Here is a 15885-nt window from a genome sequence, read left to right as displayed (position 1 = left end):
ATTTTGCGCCCATTCTCTCAAACACTATCCGCACATGCCCATTAACAAAAACTTTATTTATATGCCACCGCAAGAACCGCTTGCTATTGTCTATGAAGATGAAGATCTGGTGGTCATCGAAAAACCTGCAGGGTTGTTGTCCGTACCGGGGCGTTTGCCTGAACATCAGGACAGTGCCTATTTACGTGTTCTGGAAAAATACCCTCACGCCAAAATCACCCATCGTCTAGATATGGCAACTTCAGGCATACTTATGTTTGCCAAACACCGGGATGCAGAAGTCGCGGTCAGTAAAATGTTCCAGGCGCGTACCGTACAAAAAAACTATATCGCTTTGGTACAAGGCAAGCTTGCGGGTGAGGGAAGTGTCGAAGTTCCACTGCTTACAGATTGGGAAAACCGTCCCCGTCAAATGGTGCATTTTGAATTGGGCAAAGCGGCCAAAACCCTATATCAGGTTTTGGATTATTCGGAAGCTGAAGATATTAGCCGTGTATTGCTCACTCCTGTTACCGGACGTTCGCATCAGCTCCGGGTGCATATGCAATATATCGGACATCCGATTACTGGCGATAAGCTGTATCACCCCGAACCTTACCAAAGCCCATTAAAACGTATGGCTTTACATGCGAGTTATTTGGCATTTAAGCAACCCTTTACAGGAGCGAATGTTGAAATTAAAGGAAATGTACCTTTCTGATCTAGGAATCAAAATACAACCCCGTATGACAGGAATTATAGCTGGTCTAGGATGCATTGGTTGGAGTAAACACTGTTCTACGGACTGGGATTGTGGATGCTTAATAAGCAAATTTAAAATATTTTTAAATCATTAATAACTTTAAAAGTGTGTTTTTTCTTAATTTTATCCGATAAAAATAGAAATAATATCTCTTGTTTCAGTGATTGAAAATTGATCAAAAATGACTACTGTAGGGTGGGGTTTTTTTTGGATAATAATAATGATTTACCTATCTCTTATAAGGGTCATCACAATAATTATTTTAGCAGTATGGTTTTACCGTGCAATAAATTGGGTGAAAGAAAAATAACGAAAGTAACAAAGCCCAGTGCAGGTACAGATGCTGCAGGGATGAAGAAGTAAATACCAGTTTGAACGGATAAAACGGAAAGTGACTTTAACGAATGAGCAAGAGAAAGAATCTTTTGAATCGCTAAAATGAAACAAACTTGAGCTAATCTGGGTACAATATTACAGATTTAAATGATTACGATAAGGAAATACCCATGACACGCGATTTTGAACAATTCCCAGATGACGAAAATGGTAACGTACTTTGGCAAATGGCTGAAGATGGCGATGACCTGACTGAAGCACATGAAATTGAATTTTCTATTGCTTTTCAAACCCAAGAACAAGCCGAAAAATGTGCACTTTATTTGCTGAAAGAAGAACAGAAAATCAGTCTGTTTGAAGATGAAGAAGCCGATACGTTAGAGTGGATTATCACTATTTATGTGTATATGGAACCTGACTATTCAGACATTGTCGATATTGAGGAATGGTTCACTAAAATAGCTGAACAACACGGCGGTGAATATGATGGCTGGGGTTGTATGGCTTATGTCTATGACGACGAAGACTTGGAAGATGAACTTCAAAGCTAATTCAAATCACTGAATAATAGTCCAAATATAGTGTCTGAATTCAAATAAAGCTGAAGTCAAATTTCCGCTTGTTGAGTGAAAGACCAAGCAACCCTGACGATGCAAATGGTTAGGGTGTTTTTATGTTTCCAGATTTGGCAAAAATAATGCCTTTTAACTAAAAATGAGGTGAGAGAAAAGGCTTTTATTTACAGTAACTCTCTAGAATTTCAGCACAAAAAAATCTTAAATAGAGAGGTAGGGATAAAAAATAATAAGGATATTAACGTGAATAAGGGAAAAACTCTAAATTCAGAATCTCCATTGCCTCCAGTAAATGATGAAACTCAAACCCAGCATATTTTACGTGTAATGGCGGGATTTGTGATTGCTGCGTTGATTATTTTAGCCCTCTACTTTGGAAAAGATATTTTAATTCCTTTGGCGCTGTCGGTGCTCTTGGCATTTTTACTTGAACCTTTAGTGGCACGCTTAAAAAAATGGGGCTTACCGCAACTGCCATCGATTGCACTGGTGGTGCTATTTGCCTTAAGTGTCTTGGGTGGGGCCGCAACTTATCTTGGTTATCAATTGGGGAATTTAAGTCAGGAGTTGCCCCAATATCAGGACACCATTAAACACAAACTCGATTCGGTAAAAAGTTTTACTTCTGGGCCAAGTGTATGGGACGGTGCTATCAAGACCATTGATACGGTGGAAAGTTCAATACAGGATGTGGCTCCGGTTAATAAAAAAGAGGATGTACAACAGGTAGAGGTGGTGGGGCAGCAACAAAGTGACGCTGAAGCGGCTCTGCAGTGGGGATCAAAAATCCTCAGTCCTTTGGCGACTGCCGGTATTGTTTTTCTGTTTGTGGTGCTGATTTTACTGAGCCGTAAAGACTTGCATGACCGTCTATTGAAATTGCTGGGTGGCAATTTAAATGTCGGTACAGATGCATTAGATGAAGCAGCAGACCGGATCGGAACCTATCTGCGGATGCAACTGTTGGTGAATGTCACTTATGGTCTTCCTATGGCATTAGGCTTATGGCTGATTGGTGTGCCTGCTGCAATTATGTGGGGGATTGTGGCTATAGGCATGCGCTTCGTTCCTTATGTCGGTCCAATGATCTCGGCCTTATTTCCCATTACTTTGGCATTTGCAGTCGATCCGGGCTGGGATATGGTGCTATGGACCATTGGGCTGATTCTGTTACTTGAGTTGATTAGTAACAATATGATTGAGCCGTGGTTATATGGAGAAAGTACCGGTCTTTCCACTTTGGCGATTATTCTAGCAGCAACATTCTGGACCACCTTATGGGGGCCAGCTGGCCTGATTCTCTCGACTCCAGTGACAGCATGTTTATTGGTATTGTCCAATTATATTCCGGCTTTGGGATTTATTAAAATTCTGATTGGCAGTGAACCGGTACTGACGCCACCGGAACGGTTTTACCAGCGTTTGGTTGCGGATGATGTAGATGATGCGCTTGAAGTTGCACAGGATTATATTCAACAAAAATTACCGAAAAAGCCCAGTGAAGAAGTCGTCGTTCGTAAGGTCATAAGCTTTTATGATGATGTTGCCATTCCCGCAATTCGTTTATTTTCCCAAGGACATAGTACTGAAGCAAGCGCGGAGCATCGTTTAAGGATGCACCAAGGTTTGAAATTGTTTAATCATGATTTTCAAAACAAGTATCCAAGTCCAAAGACAAATGATTCAGTACAAGTCATTTGCCTGGGTGCACGTTGGGAAATTGATGTGCTGGCATCTTCTATGTTGGCCCATGGTTTAAACTTAAGAAAAATTGCAGCGCAAAGTCATAGTGAAGTACTGATTCAATCAAAAACAGATGTGCTTGAGTCAGTGCCACAAGATATTCAGGTGATGTGCATTTCTATATTTCATCAACAGCCTTTGGCGCAAATTCGATTACTGAATCATCGCATCCGTAAACAGTTACCCAATACAAAAATTATTTTTGCCACATGGGGCAATACCAGCGATGAATTGAGGGAAGAAATTCAAAACCGTTTCCAACCGGATGCCGTAGTCTCTACAGTGAACGAATTGATGTTGAGCATTGATGCTCTCATGCTACAACACGGTGAAAACCCTGCACGTGAATTGCTTGCTGAAAATGAACCAGAACGTTTGGCAGCTTTGCATGAATTACAATTACTTGAACCTGAAACTTTATTAATTTATCAGCAATATATTGAAGAAGCTTGTCAGGCATTTAATGTGACATATGCGCAAATTTCCCTGGTCGATGAAAAATGGGTGAATACTCCAGCCAGTCCACTGGCAGATGAAAATCAGAATCCGATAGAAGCTGGCATTCCTCGCGAGGAATCTATTTGTACCCATTTGGTTCATCAAAATGAAGCACTGATTATTGAGGATATAGACCGGGATCCGCGTTTTAGCCATAATCCAGAGTTGAATAAAAATAAAATTAAGTTTTATGCAGGTGTACCCTTACGCAATAAGCAAGGCTTGGTGTTAGGCAGTTTATGTATTCTGGATAAACAGGTAAGGCAGATGAGTGAAGATGATTTGCTTTTATTGAACCAGCTTGCAGACGATTTAATTCAGACCCTGAGTAGTGACAAGGCACAAACCCAAAAGTTAGAAGAAATTTCCAAGTTACAACAAGCAGAGCCTATACAGGGTTTGTCTAGCTGACGAATGCTATCGCTTAGACTTATAAATGATCAAGGAAACTGGGCAGTTAAACTCGTTCATCTGTACTTTTTAATAATAAAAAGTGGGTAAATTTCATCTGTTTGTTTATGAAAAAAATAATCAGACTCCTACCAAAGCAATACAGATTTATGTAGCGACTGCAGTAGACTGAAGAAACAAAACAATAAAAATCCGGGAATAAGAAATGCCTAATACTGTCAAAATTCACCGTGTATTTAACGCGCCCCCTGAACGGGTATTTAAGGCATTTATTGATCCTGATGCCTTAGTCAAGTGGATGGCGCCGAATGGTTTTACTGCCAAAGTTCATCATCTCGAAGCTAAAGTCGGTGGAACATATAAAATGTCCTTTAATAATTTTTCTACCGGTTCAAGCCAGTCCTTTGGTGGAACTTATCATGAACTGATTCCAAACCAATTATTGCGTTATACCGACCAGTTTGATGATCCAAATTTACCCGGTCAAATTGAAGTCATTATTCAATTAAATCCTGTTTCTGTAGGCACTGAAGTGAATATCACCCAGTCGGGTATACCCGATGTGATTCCAGTCGAAGCCTGCTATTTAGGATGGCAGGAATCTTTGCAACTGCTCACTTTATTAATTACTCCTGAAATACCAGATTAATAGAAATGAATGCAATATAGATGACGCAAATTCAGATCAAACGTGCCTATGCTAAAGTCTTAGCCTCAGATGGCAAACGAATTTTAGTCGATCGACTTTGGCCCAGAGGCCTCAAAAAGGAAAATGCTAAAATTGATCTATGGCCCAAGGAAATTACACCGTCGACTGAACTGCGAAAATGGTACGCGCATGATCCAGAATATTGGGAAGTATTTCAACGCTGCTATAAGGCAGAATTGATTAAGCAACCGGAAATATTGCAGCAAATTCGAGAGATGGCTCAGCAGCAACCAGTGACTTTAATTACTGCTGCCAAAAGTGAAGAATATAACCATGTAATTGTACTTAAACAGGTTTTGGAACAAGGTTGATATTCATCTTACCTGCTTTTATTCCATAAAATAAATAGGGTTTTAAGCAAGAGATTGGTTTATAAAATGCTATAGTAGACTTTTTGAGGTTTTTTATGTCTTTGCCAAATTGCCCCAAATGTAATTCAGAATATGCCTATGAAGATGGCGATTTGCTGATTTGTCCAGAATGCTCTTATGAGTGGAAAGAGGATGAAAGCAGCGCTGAGCAAACAACCATTATTAAAGACTCAAATGGTAATGTCCTGGCTGATGGCGATACTGTTACCCTAATTAAAGATTTGAAAATTAAAGGTTCTTCATCTGTTATTAAAGTGGGAACCAAGGCAAAGAACATACGTTTATTACCTGACTCAAGCGATGGCCATGATCTTGATTGTAAGGTTGATGGGTTTGGGGCAATGAAATTAAAATCTGAATTTGTGAAAAAAGCTTAATTCACACAGATAGAAATTTAAAAGCTCTAGCTGAAATGCTAGGGCTTTTTTATGAGGCTGGAATTAATTTTTGAACCGTTATTTTTGTGGATAGATATTTTTAGATTTAGTTTTATTAAAAGGCGGCAGTTATTCTTATTATTTCTTTTATAAACATCGGCACTGTTGATTAAACATTGATTGCCTTTATGATTGAGAAAATGGCATGGTATAACACTAGAAATCATTTTAAAGAATTTTTATTATGCCCCATATCCACCTTGAATATTCAGACAATATTGAAAACCTGGAAACCAAGCCTCTCCTGCTGGCTTTAAATCAAGCTCTCTTAGATGGCGCCTATGTAGGTTCTGCGAATGAAGTCAAAAGTCGTGCCATTTGCCAGCACGATTATGTGATTGGTGCGGGAGATGCTTCACAAGCTTATGTACATGCCAAAGTTTCTTTATTGACTGGTCGCAGTGTGGAATTACAACAGGAAATTTCACAATTGTTATTAACCACACTCGAGCAGTACTTACCCAAACAAAGCCAAGTGAGCTTACAGATTTGTGTGGAAATTTTAGAAATGCAGAAAGCCACTTATTCCAAGAAAATTATCTAGATCTGAGTAGGGATCAAGAGATTAGATATTCCTTTATTCTCTTGATCTTTGTTTTTTTATTTAAGAGATTTAAGCCAAATTTAGTTGTGTAGAATGAACTTTTATTGAACCTAACCATAACCATTTTTGATTACAAAATAACCCTATTAAAAACTAATAATTATTTATATTTTATAAAACAATAATATTTTTTAGAACTAAGACTATAATTTCCCTATAAATTTAAAAATAATAAGAAAGGTTTATATATGGCGGGATGGTATGAGATTAATAAAACAGATGATGGACAATATCGCTTTGTGTTAAAAGCTGGAAATGGCGAAGTGATTCTGAGCAGTGAATTATATAAGGCAAAATCTTCCGTACATATAGGCATTGAATCAGTTCGGAGAAATAGCGTAAATGACAGCCATTACGAACGCTTAGAAGCGAAAAATGGTAAGCCTTATTTCAATTTAAAAGCTGTGAATTATCAGATTATTGGACGCAGTCGATTTTATTCAAGTGAGCAATCACGTGAGAAAGGCATAGAATCAGTCAAAAAAAATGGATCAACGACCAAGATTAAAGAACTTATAGTCTAGTTTTAAATGATGAACATCATAAAGCATATTTCATTCATGTCTTATTTTTTAGTGGCCTCATAAAATCCAGAGTTTAGCCACTAAAAGTAAATACAAAAAACCTGATCTCCAAGGATATAAAGCAGTTGATGATCAGGTTTATCATTCATGTTTTTTAGAAACGCTTAGGAATTCGTTGTCCGTTTGGTACAGGTATTTCGGCTTTTTTAAGTACTCCAAACAACCAGGTTTCAGCATGATTTACCGCTTGTTTCAAATCATCACCTTGCGCTAAACGACCGGCAATGAAACTTGCGAGTGAGCAACCCGAACCATGGTATTCACCTTCAAGGCGAGGGCATTGGGTTTCAGAAACCAGCTTGCCATCTATATATAAAGCATTGCGGATATAGTCTGGGGTGTTTTCATGTCCACCTTTAACTAACACGGCTTTGGCACCCATTTCAAACAGCTTGGCGGTCGCTTGATCAAGGTCTTCAACGCCAGTTAATGCACGAAGCTCTACCGTATTGGGGGTAAGGACTGTGGCAAGCGGAATCAACTCTATAAAAGCTTTTACCAGTGTTTCTTGATTACCCAGTGAGCCACCGCTATTGGCGACCAGCACCGGATCAAGAACGTAGAGGTATTCAGGATGTTCGCGTAAAAAATCGGCTAAAGCTGCAATATTATCTGTAGTACCTAACATGCCAGATTTAACGCATTTAATCGGTAAATCATTCACGACTGCATTGGCCTGAGCCAGCAGTAATTCTTTTGAAGTTGCTTCAAAGCCAAACACCTGTTGCGAGTTTTGAATGGTCAGGGCAGTACAGGCAATTGCTGCATGTGCCCCACTTTGACCAATCGCTTCAATATCTGCCTGCAAGCCAGCTCCACCCGAGGGATCTAAACCAGAAAAGCAAAGTACAGTAGGGCGCACAATGATGTCCTTCTTTACAAAATTTGCGTTAGTATAGGCAACTTTGAGCCAAGTCTCGATAGTATTTGTGAAGTAAAAATTTAAGAGGAAAGGGTCAGTCTGTGATTAAAAATATTTTGATTGATTTAGATGGAACATTAACCGATCCAAAAGTGGGGATTACCACCAGCGCACGTTATGGCTTAAATAAAGTGGGTCATCCGATTGCAGATGATGTCAATATTGACTGGATCATTGGCCCGCCGCTCAAAGCTTCCTTGGCAAAAATTTTAAATGTGGCCGTTGATGATGTTTTGGCTGAACAAGCCTTGATGGGGTACCGGGAACGGTTTGCTGTCACGGGTTTATATGAAAATCATGTATTTGATGATGTGGCTGAAACTTTAAAAACCTTGCAGCAACAAGGCTATCGTTTATTTTTAGCTACCGCGAAGCCTGAAGTATATGCACGACAAATTTTAGAGCATTTCGAGTTGTTGCAATATTTCGTGCATCCTTATGGCAGCGAGCTCAATGGCGAGCGTACCCATAAAGCCGAATTAATTGCTTATATTATTGAAAAAGAGCAATTAAAGCCTGAAGAATGCTTAATGGTCGGAGACCGTGAACATGACATTTTTGGGGCGCGTTACAATGGAATCGAAACCATCGCCGTAGAATATGGCTATGGTGCAGATGAGGAACTCACTGCAGCAAAACCGAAAGCCAGAATACAGAGCTTTGCCGAGTTGCTGGATCATTTAAACTAGCTTGAACGCTAAATTAAAATTTATTTTTCAATCCCTAAAAAGGATCTGCTGATCCTTTTTAATTTCTAGAATTAAAATAAACATTCACTGAATCAACCCAGATCCAGATATAAAGTTTCTTTGACTTCTTCCATGACGATATAACTGTGCGAGGAAGCAGACGAAGGCAATTTTTTTAATAAGTCACCCAGCAAGCGTCTATAGGCACTCATTTCTTTGAGTCGTGCTTTGACCAGATAATCAAACTCGCCTGAAATAAGATGACATTCTAAGACTTCCGGAATTTCCACTAAATCACGTGCCACCTGATCAAACACATCTCCCGATTTGGCAGATAATTTGATTTCTAAAAACACCAGCAAATTCCGATCGACCAGTTGCGGGTTTAAACGTGCGTAATAGCCCATGATAATGCCATCGCGTTCTAAACGTTTCACCCGTTCTGAACAGGGGGTGGTAGATAAATTTACCCGAGCCGCCAATTCGCTAATCGCAATCCGTCCATCTGTTTGCAAGATGTCTAAAATCTGATGATCGGTACGGTCTAATTTACGCATCAGTTTTTTCCTTTTTTTAGATTTTTTTCACGATAAATCCATCGAATTACCTAGATTATAGTCAATAAAACAGTGAAAAAAACTATTAAACCGAAAATATACTAGGTAAATAAACTAGATGTTGCTCGAGGGATTTGAAATGCGCGTAATTGTATTGGGTAGTGGTGTTATTGGCGTTGCAAGTGCGTATTACCTCGCGCAGCAAGGTGCAAGTGTGACTGTGTTAGACCGTCAGGCAGGCCCGGCAGAAGAAACCAGTTTTGGTAATGCAGGTCAAATCTCTCCCGGCTATTCAACGCCATGGGCAGCACCTGGTATTCCCTTTAAAGCAGTGAAATGGATGTTTCAACATCATGCACCGCTCGCCATCAATATGGATGGCAGCATGTGGCAGTTGCAGTGGATGGCGCAAATGCTGAAAAACTGTAACCCGCAAAGTTATGCGATTAACAAAGAACGTATGACACGCGTGGCCGAATATAGTCGCGACTGCTTAAGAGACTTGCGTAAAGCCACCGGTATTCACTATGAAAACCGTTCTAAAGGCACTCTGCAAGTCTTCCGTAATGAAGCACAACTTGAAGCTGTACAGCGTGATATTCAAGTACTGAAAGAATGCGGCGTGGATTATGAATTACTGCTTAAAGAAGATTTAGCTAAAGTCGAGCCTGCCTTAGCCTTTGCCCAAGATAAACTGGTGGGTGGCTTGCATTTGCCGAATGATGAAACAGGGGATTGTTACCTGTTTACCAATGCCTTAGCCAACCTTGCCAAAAATATGGGTGTCGATTTTAAATTTAACCAGAGCGTTGAAAAACTGGTGGTCGAAGGTGATGAAATCAAAGGTGTGGTGGTAGATGGAAAAGTGCTCACCGCAGATCGTTATGTACTGGCTTTTGGTAGTTATTCACGTGATTTCTTAAAACCGCTGAATCTGGATTTACCCGTTTATCCAGTGAAAGGCTATTCACTCACTATCCCAATTGTAGACCCGGCTTTTGCTCCGCAATCTACGGTACTTGATGAAACTTATAAAATTGCGATTACCCGTTTTGATGAGCGTATTCGTGTCGGCGGTATGGCAGAACTCAGCGGCTACAATCATGGCTTAAATGAAAATCGCCGTGCAACCTTGCAAATGGTGACTCAGGATTTATTCCCGGGTGGTGATATGCAACAGGCGACATTCTGGACCGGTTTACGTCCAATGACACCGGACAGCACACCAATTATTGGTGCGACCCGTTTCAGTAACCTGTTTTTAAATACCGGTCATGGCACCTTGGGTTGGACCATGGCGTGTGGTTCAGGCAAATTGATCAGTGATTTAGTACTCAATCATAAAACCGATATTAATACCGAAGGTTTATCGATTCAGCGTTATCCGAGCGCGGCTTAATTTACCTCAAATCCATATTCAAGGATGAATAGATGTCACGTCCCATTACTGCTGTGATCCATCAGCCGGCATTACGCCATAATTTAGCGGTTGCACGTCAAATGATGCCTGACAGTCAGGTTTTTGCCGTGGTCAAAGCCAATGCCTATGGTCATGGCATCGAGCGTGTTTACGATGCTTTTCAACAGGCAGATGGTTTCGCCTTACTCGATATTGCGGAAGCAAAGCGTATTCGCAGACTGGGTTGGCAGGGTCAGATTTTGCTTCTCGAAGGTCTGTTTGATGCTCAGGATTTGCATGATTGTGCCGAATTAAATCTCAGTTTTACCGTCCACAGTCAGTATCAAATAGACTGGTTGCAGCAGTTTCAAGGTTCCGCAAAGTTTGATGTGTTTCTGAAAATGAACAGTGGCATGAATCGCTTGGGCTTTAATCCTGAAGCCTATCAAGCGGCATGGCACAGTTTGAAGCAACTTGGGTGTGTAAAATCTGTAACGCATATGACGCATTTTTCCGACGCGGATGGTGAACGCTTGGGTGAGCCGGGTATTCTCTATCAACAGCAGATCTTTGAAGAAATCATCAAAGATTTACCGGGAAAATGCTCGATCAGTAATAGTGCCGCCATCCTGCGTTATTCCCAACAGCTACATTCCGATTATATCCGCAGCGGCATTATGCTCTACGGCAGTTCCCCCGATTATCCTACACATAGCATTCAGGACTGGCAGCTCCAACCGAGCATGTCCCTGCGAAGTAAAATTATTGCTGTGCAAGAAGTCAAAGCCAGTGAAAGTATTGGTTATGGTTCACATTTTATTGCTACCGAACCCTTAAAGATTGGCATTGTTGCCTGTGGCTATGCCGATGGTTATCAGCGCATATCGAAAACCGGCACGCCTGTGCTGGTCAATTCAGTTCGAACCCAAACGCTAGGTCGGGTCAGTATGGATATGCTGGCAGTTGATCTGACCCACATTCCCGATTCTGAAATTGGCAGTGAAGTCGTGCTTTGGGGGACCTCCTCAACAGGTGCGGTTTTAGCCATTGATGATGTGGCAGCAAGTTCAGGGACGGTGGGCTACGAATTAATGTGTGCAGTCACGGCTCGGGTTCAATTTGAAATTGAGCATTAGAATTTAAAAGTTTATTGATTCAAGATCCAGTTATTCACAATAGGGAAATTAATATGTCACATTCAGATATCCAAAAAATCAACAGTACTGAAGTCATGAGCGCAGTCACGATTTTTAATCAAGTCGTGTATTTATCTGGGCAGGTTCCAAAAACCACAGCACAGGATATTGAACTGCAAACTCAGGATATTCTTGCCACAATTGACAGCTTGTTGGCGCAGACCAATAGTGATAAGTCACGATTATTATCAGCGCAGATTTACATAAAAAACCTTGAAGATTTTAAAACTATGAATACAGTGTGGGTCGATTGGCTAAAAAGCTGCGTAGCGCCGTCGCGTGCCACCATTCAGGCGAATCTGGTGAATCCGGATTGGTTGATTGAAATTGCGGTGACCGCAGCGCAAAAGTAATTTTTAACTTTTATTTTTTAATACTCTCCCACAACCAGATAAGGAATAGTGCAACTGTCTTGATTAAAGCAGAAATTTATCAAGAGGCAGGATTGAGTGCAGTGGAAGCTTTCACTCAATTCAGAATGCCTGATTTATACAGTGCTATAAGGATGTTGAAATATGAAAACGAATCAATTGGATGATTCATCCTCTCCGCATGAATTACAAAGGAAACTCTCCAACCGTCATCTACAGTTGATTGCCATTGGTGGCGCCATTGGTACAGGTTTGTTTATGGGTTCCGGGAAAACCATTTCCTTGGCTGGACCGTCTATTCTGATCATCTACATGATTATTGGTGCGATGTTCTTTTTCCTGATGCGCGCATTAGGTGAAATTTTGCTTTCCAACCTGCATTACAAATCCTTTATCGATATGGCGCATGATCTGATTGGCCCGGCTGCGGGTTATTATATCGGCTGGTCGTATTGGCTGGGCTGGGTGTTAGTTGGTATTGCGGATTTGGCTGCCATTATCAATTATCTCGGTTTTTGGCTGCCGGCTGGAGAAGCTTTTACCCCTATGGGGCAGGCCGCCATCAGTGCAGGCTGTGTACTGTTGGTGTTAGGTATTAATTTGCTGACCGTAAAACTGTTTGGTGAAATTGAATTCTGGTTTGCGCTGATTAAAATTTTAGCCATTTTGGGCTTGATTGGTATTGGCGGATATATGGTGTTCATGCAGTTCCAGCCACCGCAAGGTGCTGTAGCAAGCTTTAGTCATGTCTGGTCACATGGTGGCATGTTCCCGAAAGGCGCAAGCGGGTTTTTAGCCGGCTTCCAGATTGCACTATTTGCCTTTGTCGGGGTAGAGCTGATTGGAACCATGGCAGCGGAAACTAAAGATCCTGAAAAGAATCTGCCTAAAGCAATTAATGCAATTCCGACGCGAATTATTCTATTTTATGTTCTGTCCCTTTTTGTAGTGATGTCAGTTACACCATGGAACCAGATTCCCGGAGATCAGAGTCCATTTGTGACTTTATTCCTGCATGCTGGAATTCCAACCTCTGCCATTATTATGAATCTGGTGGTTTTATCTTCAGTGATGTCCTCCATGAATAGTGGCGTCTTCTCTACCAGCCGGATGTTGTTTGGTTTGGCCAAAGATGGTCAGGCACCGCAAACTCTAAGCCAGTTGTCCAAACGTGCAGTTCCAGCCAAAGGACTTATTTTTTCTTGCTGCTTTATTATGGCGGGCGCAGCATTGCAGTATTTCATACCGAATACTATTGAAGCGTTTACCTTGGCCAGTTCATTATGCGTAATCCTGTTCATTAGTATCTGGAGCCTGATCATGGTCTGCTACATTCGCTATAGAAAACGTAGTCCTGAATTGCATGCCAAATCGACTTTCAAAATGCCGGGTGGGATATGGATGTCATATATTATTTTAGCTTTCATGCTGTTTGCTTTAATTATTTTGAGTTTAGAGGCTGATACTTTAAAAGCCCTAATGATTAGTCCGCTTTGGTTAATAATTCTTGGGGTAACTTATCAATTGCTATATAAACCACGGATGAAGAAGCGTATTCAGTCTTTAGACATACAGTAACTATTGATTCAGACAATTAAAAAGAGAGTGGTTTTATCCACTCTCTTTTTTATGAGGCTCATTTTTAATAATGATTGAAAATTGAGTTAACCGCGAATCGCGGCCAAGAAATTAACTTGAAAAAAGCCGAACCAGAGCCAAACCCGATCAAAATTAAAAAATAGGTCGCTGATTCAGCAGACGCTGACTCTATTGATGAGAAAATCCTTTTTTAATAAATTACTTACAATAGAAACCCCATCTCTTAACATTAGAAAAACAGTCTAAGAGCCAAAATTTTGCAATGATTACCTAATCTCTTCAGAGCGCAAAGTCCGGATTCTCAAATGGCTGATAAATTGCTGCTAAAAAAATAAGCTTGATTTGATATGTGGAATTAACTTCACAAGAGGTTGAACAATCTAGAATTAAATAACTATTTAATAAAACTCAAAAAAAATAGAATAAATAGGAGTGAATATGAATATCTATGTTGGGCATAAAAACGATGGCCTAAGAGATATGTTGGTAAAATTATTGGATGAAGCGGGTATTCATATTAATGGTGACCAGCCTTATGACATACACATACATAATGATAATTTTTATAACCGTGTCTTACAGCAAGGCTCATTAGGTCTGGGTGAAAGTTATATGGATGGCTGGTGGGATTGCGACAGGTTGGATATTTTATTTTATAAAATTTTACGTGCCAAATTAGATGAAAAATTACCGCACAATTTAAAAGATATCCTCAGAATTGCGATTGCTCGAATTAGAAATTTACAGACTCAAAAAAGAGCATGGAAGGTGGGTGAAGAACATTACGATCTCGGCAATGATCTTTTTACCCATATGCTTGATCCATCTATGCAATATTCCTGTGCCTACTGGAAAAATACCGATAATCTTTTCCAAGCCCAGCAACAAAAACTCGATTTAATCTGTCGTAAACTTGACTTGAAACCCGGTATGCGATTATTAGATATTGGTTGTGGTTGGGGAGGGTTAGCCGAGTATGCAGCTAAAAATTATCAGGTTTCGGTTACAGGTATTACCGTTTCTAAAGAACAACAAAAACTAGCAGTTGAGCGATGTAAAGGACTCGATGTTGAAATTTTGCTCATGGATTATCGCAACTTAAATGATCGCTTCGATCGTATTGCATCAATAGGCATGTTTGAGCATGTAGGGTTAAAAAATTACAACACCTATTTTCAAGTCGTACAACGTAATTTGAATGCTGATGGATTGTTTTTATTGCACACCATTGGTTCTAATATAACAAGAATCAGTACTGATCCTTGGATAAGTAAATATATTTTCCCCAATGGATACATACCCTCAATTGAAAAAATTGCTCATTTTAGTAGTGGCAAATTTATTATGGAAGATTGGCATAATTTTGGTACCGACTATGACTTAACACTTCGGGCTTGGTCGGAAAGATTTATTCAAACATGGCCAGAAATTGAAGCCAATTATAGTATCCGCTTTAAGCGAATGTTTAATTATTACTTAAATGCCTGTGCAGGAGCATTTCGTGCACGAGAATTACAATTATGGCAAATCGTATTCAGCCCAAAGGGGATAGAAGGTGAAGTTCGAATTGCACGTTAGAATAGGAGATTAACCCTGAATTACGGATTAGAATTTTTTCTTTAAAATCAACAAAGAAATTGCAACTTATCTCCCACCATGTTACTTTTCTACATTCCTCAAGATCAATTCAGAGCGATTTTCGGACTGAAAATGATTTTGAGACTTAAGCTAAGAAAAATGCAAAAGCAGCAGTCATGAAGAAGCAAACTGAATTAAAGAAGTGAGTCATAAGAAAATTATTTATATTAAGGCCTAATAAATTGGACAGTATCCTGGTATTGCTAAGTAAGAAAAACTGGGGTTCACCGGATGCTTATATTCATCTTAGATTAGCATTTGAAGTGCAACACCATGTTGTTGCCATAATACCTGACTCGGACTTTTAAAGCCGAGTCTTTTTCTTGGACGATGATTCAATCGTTGAGTAATTTCTGCAATATATGCATCCGTATAGTCATTCAAGTCACTGCCTTTTCTAATATATTGTCTGATCAATCCATTGGTATTTTCATTTGTTCCTCGCTGCCATGCACTATAGGGATCAGCGAAACACCAGTCGACATCTAATTCCTGAGCAGTATA

The 15885-nt window shown here is 40.1% G+C and carries 17 protein-coding genes; 14 read left to right on the top strand and 3 right to left on the bottom strand.

The window, feature by feature from the left end; all coding sequences use genetic code 11:
* Positions 1 to 34 precede the first annotated feature (34 nt).
* From E0H89_RS12620 to E0H89_RS12585, 8 genes are all read left to right on the top strand, one after another.
* Positions 35 to 700 carry an RluA family pseudouridine synthase gene (locus E0H89_RS12620; RefSeq protein WP_131217637.1) on the top strand — a complete coding sequence of 222 codons (666 nt, stop codon included), beginning with the start codon at positions 35 to 37 and terminating at the stop codon, positions 698 to 700.
* 548 nt (positions 701 to 1248) lie between these two features.
* Positions 1249 to 1629, top strand: coding sequence for a ribonuclease E inhibitor RraB (locus tag E0H89_RS12615; protein ID WP_067723624.1), 381 nt, complete (start codon positions 1249 to 1251; stop codon positions 1627 to 1629).
* 243 nt (positions 1630 to 1872) lie between these two features.
* Positions 1873 to 4305: an AI-2E family transporter gene (locus tag E0H89_RS12610; RefSeq protein ID WP_502698410.1), complete on the top strand. Its 2433-nt coding sequence runs from the start codon at positions 1873 to 1875 to the stop codon at positions 4303 to 4305.
* A gap of 205 nt (positions 4306 to 4510) precedes the next feature.
* Complete coding sequence (locus E0H89_RS12605; protein WP_131217634.1) at positions 4511 to 4954, top strand: SRPBCC family protein; 444 nt, start codon at positions 4511 to 4513, stop codon at positions 4952 to 4954.
* A gap of 20 nt (positions 4955 to 4974) precedes the next feature.
* On the top strand, positions 4975 to 5325 hold the full coding sequence (locus E0H89_RS12600; protein WP_131217632.1) for a DUF488 domain-containing protein: 351 nt from the start codon (positions 4975 to 4977) through the stop codon (positions 5323 to 5325).
* A 95-nt stretch (positions 5326 to 5420) separates the two neighbouring features.
* Positions 5421 to 5762, top strand: coding sequence for a zinc ribbon domain-containing protein YjdM (locus tag E0H89_RS12595; protein ID WP_131217630.1), 342 nt, complete (start codon positions 5421 to 5423; stop codon positions 5760 to 5762).
* Between the two features lie 244 nt (positions 5763 to 6006).
* Positions 6007 to 6366 (top strand): 5-carboxymethyl-2-hydroxymuconate Delta-isomerase, encoded by a 360-nt coding sequence (locus tag E0H89_RS12590; RefSeq protein WP_131217628.1) that lies wholly within the window; start codon positions 6007 to 6009, stop codon positions 6364 to 6366.
* Positions 6367 to 6614: 248 nt separating this feature from the next.
* The gene (locus E0H89_RS12585; RefSeq protein WP_131217626.1) at positions 6615 to 6950 is read left to right on the top strand and encodes a YegP family protein; all 336 of its coding nucleotides are present in this window, start codon (positions 6615 to 6617) and stop codon (positions 6948 to 6950) included.
* Between the two features lie 154 nt (positions 6951 to 7104).
* Here E0H89_RS12585 and E0H89_RS12580 read toward each other — a convergent pair whose 3' ends face one another.
* Positions 7105 to 7872: a hydroxymethylpyrimidine/phosphomethylpyrimidine kinase gene (locus E0H89_RS12580; RefSeq protein WP_131217624.1), complete on the bottom strand. Its 768-nt coding sequence runs from the start codon at positions 7870 to 7872 to the stop codon at positions 7105 to 7107.
* A gap of 101 nt (positions 7873 to 7973) precedes the next feature.
* On the opposite strand from E0H89_RS12580, the gene E0H89_RS12575 reads away from it, so the two are divergent.
* Positions 7974 to 8621 (top strand): HAD-IA family hydrolase, encoded by a 648-nt coding sequence (locus E0H89_RS12575; protein ID WP_131217622.1) that lies wholly within the window; start codon positions 7974 to 7976, stop codon positions 8619 to 8621.
* Positions 8622 to 8713: 92 nt separating this feature from the next.
* Here the strand turns inward: E0H89_RS12575 and E0H89_RS12570 are convergent, their stop codons facing one another.
* Positions 8714 to 9178, bottom strand: coding sequence for an Lrp/AsnC ligand binding domain-containing protein (locus E0H89_RS12570; protein ID WP_131217620.1), 465 nt, complete (start codon positions 9176 to 9178; stop codon positions 8714 to 8716).
* 139 nt (positions 9179 to 9317) lie between these two features.
* Between E0H89_RS12570 and E0H89_RS12565 the strand changes: the two genes are divergently transcribed.
* From E0H89_RS12565 to cfa, 5 genes are all read left to right on the top strand, one after another.
* Positions 9318 to 10577: a D-amino acid dehydrogenase gene (locus E0H89_RS12565; RefSeq protein WP_131217618.1), complete on the top strand. Its 1260-nt coding sequence runs from the start codon at positions 9318 to 9320 to the stop codon at positions 10575 to 10577.
* A 32-nt stretch (positions 10578 to 10609) separates the two neighbouring features.
* Entirely contained in the window at positions 10610 to 11713 is a 1104-nt protein-coding gene (alr, locus tag E0H89_RS12560; RefSeq protein ID WP_131217616.1) for an alanine racemase, read from the top strand.
* 53 nt (positions 11714 to 11766) lie between these two features.
* Entirely contained in the window at positions 11767 to 12126 is a 360-nt protein-coding gene (locus E0H89_RS12555) for a RidA family protein (RefSeq protein WP_131217614.1), read from the top strand.
* Positions 12127 to 12288: 162 nt separating this feature from the next.
* Positions 12289 to 13722 carry an amino acid permease gene (locus tag E0H89_RS12550; protein ID WP_131217612.1) on the top strand — a complete coding sequence of 478 codons (1434 nt, stop codon included), beginning with the start codon at positions 12289 to 12291 and terminating at the stop codon, positions 13720 to 13722.
* Positions 13723 to 14181: 459 nt separating this feature from the next.
* Entirely contained in the window at positions 14182 to 15321 is a 1140-nt protein-coding gene (cfa, locus tag E0H89_RS12545; RefSeq protein WP_131217610.1) for a cyclopropane fatty acyl phospholipid synthase, read from the top strand.
* A 306-nt stretch (positions 15322 to 15627) separates the two neighbouring features.
* Here cfa and E0H89_RS12540 read toward each other — a convergent pair.
* The coding region (locus tag E0H89_RS12540; RefSeq protein WP_131217608.1) for an IS30 family transposase at positions 15628 to 15885 on the bottom strand (258 nt) is incomplete at its 5' end.

The sequence above is a fragment of the Acinetobacter sp. ANC 3781 genome (genome assembly GCF_004331285.1).
Lineage (GTDB): Bacteria > Pseudomonadota > Gammaproteobacteria > Pseudomonadales > Moraxellaceae > Acinetobacter.
The sequence above is the reverse complement of the archived record's forward strand: the minus strand, read 5'-3'. Positions and strand labels throughout refer to the sequence as shown.

Coding starts and splice junctions, on each gene's coding strand:
- E0H89_RS12620 (WP_131217637.1), top strand. CDS start 35: ATGCCCATTAACAAAAACTTTATTTATATGCCACCGCAAGAACCGCTT.
- E0H89_RS12595 (WP_131217630.1), top strand. CDS start 5,421: ATGTCTTTGCCAAATTGCCCCAAATGTAATTCAGAATATGCCTATGAA.
- E0H89_RS12600 (WP_131217632.1), top strand. CDS start 4,975: ATGACGCAAATTCAGATCAAACGTGCCTATGCTAAAGTCTTAGCCTCA.
- alr (WP_131217616.1), top strand. CDS start 10,610: ATGTCACGTCCCATTACTGCTGTGATCCATCAGCCGGCATTACGCCAT.
- E0H89_RS12570 (WP_131217620.1), bottom strand. CDS start 9,178: ATGCGTAAATTAGACCGTACCGATCATCAGATTTTAGACATCTTGCAA.
- E0H89_RS12605 (WP_131217634.1), top strand. CDS start 4,511: ATGCCTAATACTGTCAAAATTCACCGTGTATTTAACGCGCCCCCTGAA.
- cfa (WP_131217610.1), top strand. CDS start 14,182: ATGAATATCTATGTTGGGCATAAAAACGATGGCCTAAGAGATATGTTG.
- E0H89_RS12555 (WP_131217614.1), top strand. CDS start 11,767: ATGTCACATTCAGATATCCAAAAAATCAACAGTACTGAAGTCATGAGC.
- E0H89_RS12585 (WP_131217626.1), top strand. CDS start 6,615: ATGGCGGGATGGTATGAGATTAATAAAACAGATGATGGACAATATCGC.
- E0H89_RS12565 (WP_131217618.1), top strand. CDS start 9,318: ATGCGCGTAATTGTATTGGGTAGTGGTGTTATTGGCGTTGCAAGTGCG.
- E0H89_RS12590 (WP_131217628.1), top strand. CDS start 6,007: ATGCCCCATATCCACCTTGAATATTCAGACAATATTGAAAACCTGGAA.
- E0H89_RS12550 (WP_131217612.1), top strand. CDS start 12,289: ATGAAAACGAATCAATTGGATGATTCATCCTCTCCGCATGAATTACAA.
- E0H89_RS12615 (WP_067723624.1), top strand. CDS start 1,249: ATGACACGCGATTTTGAACAATTCCCAGATGACGAAAATGGTAACGTA.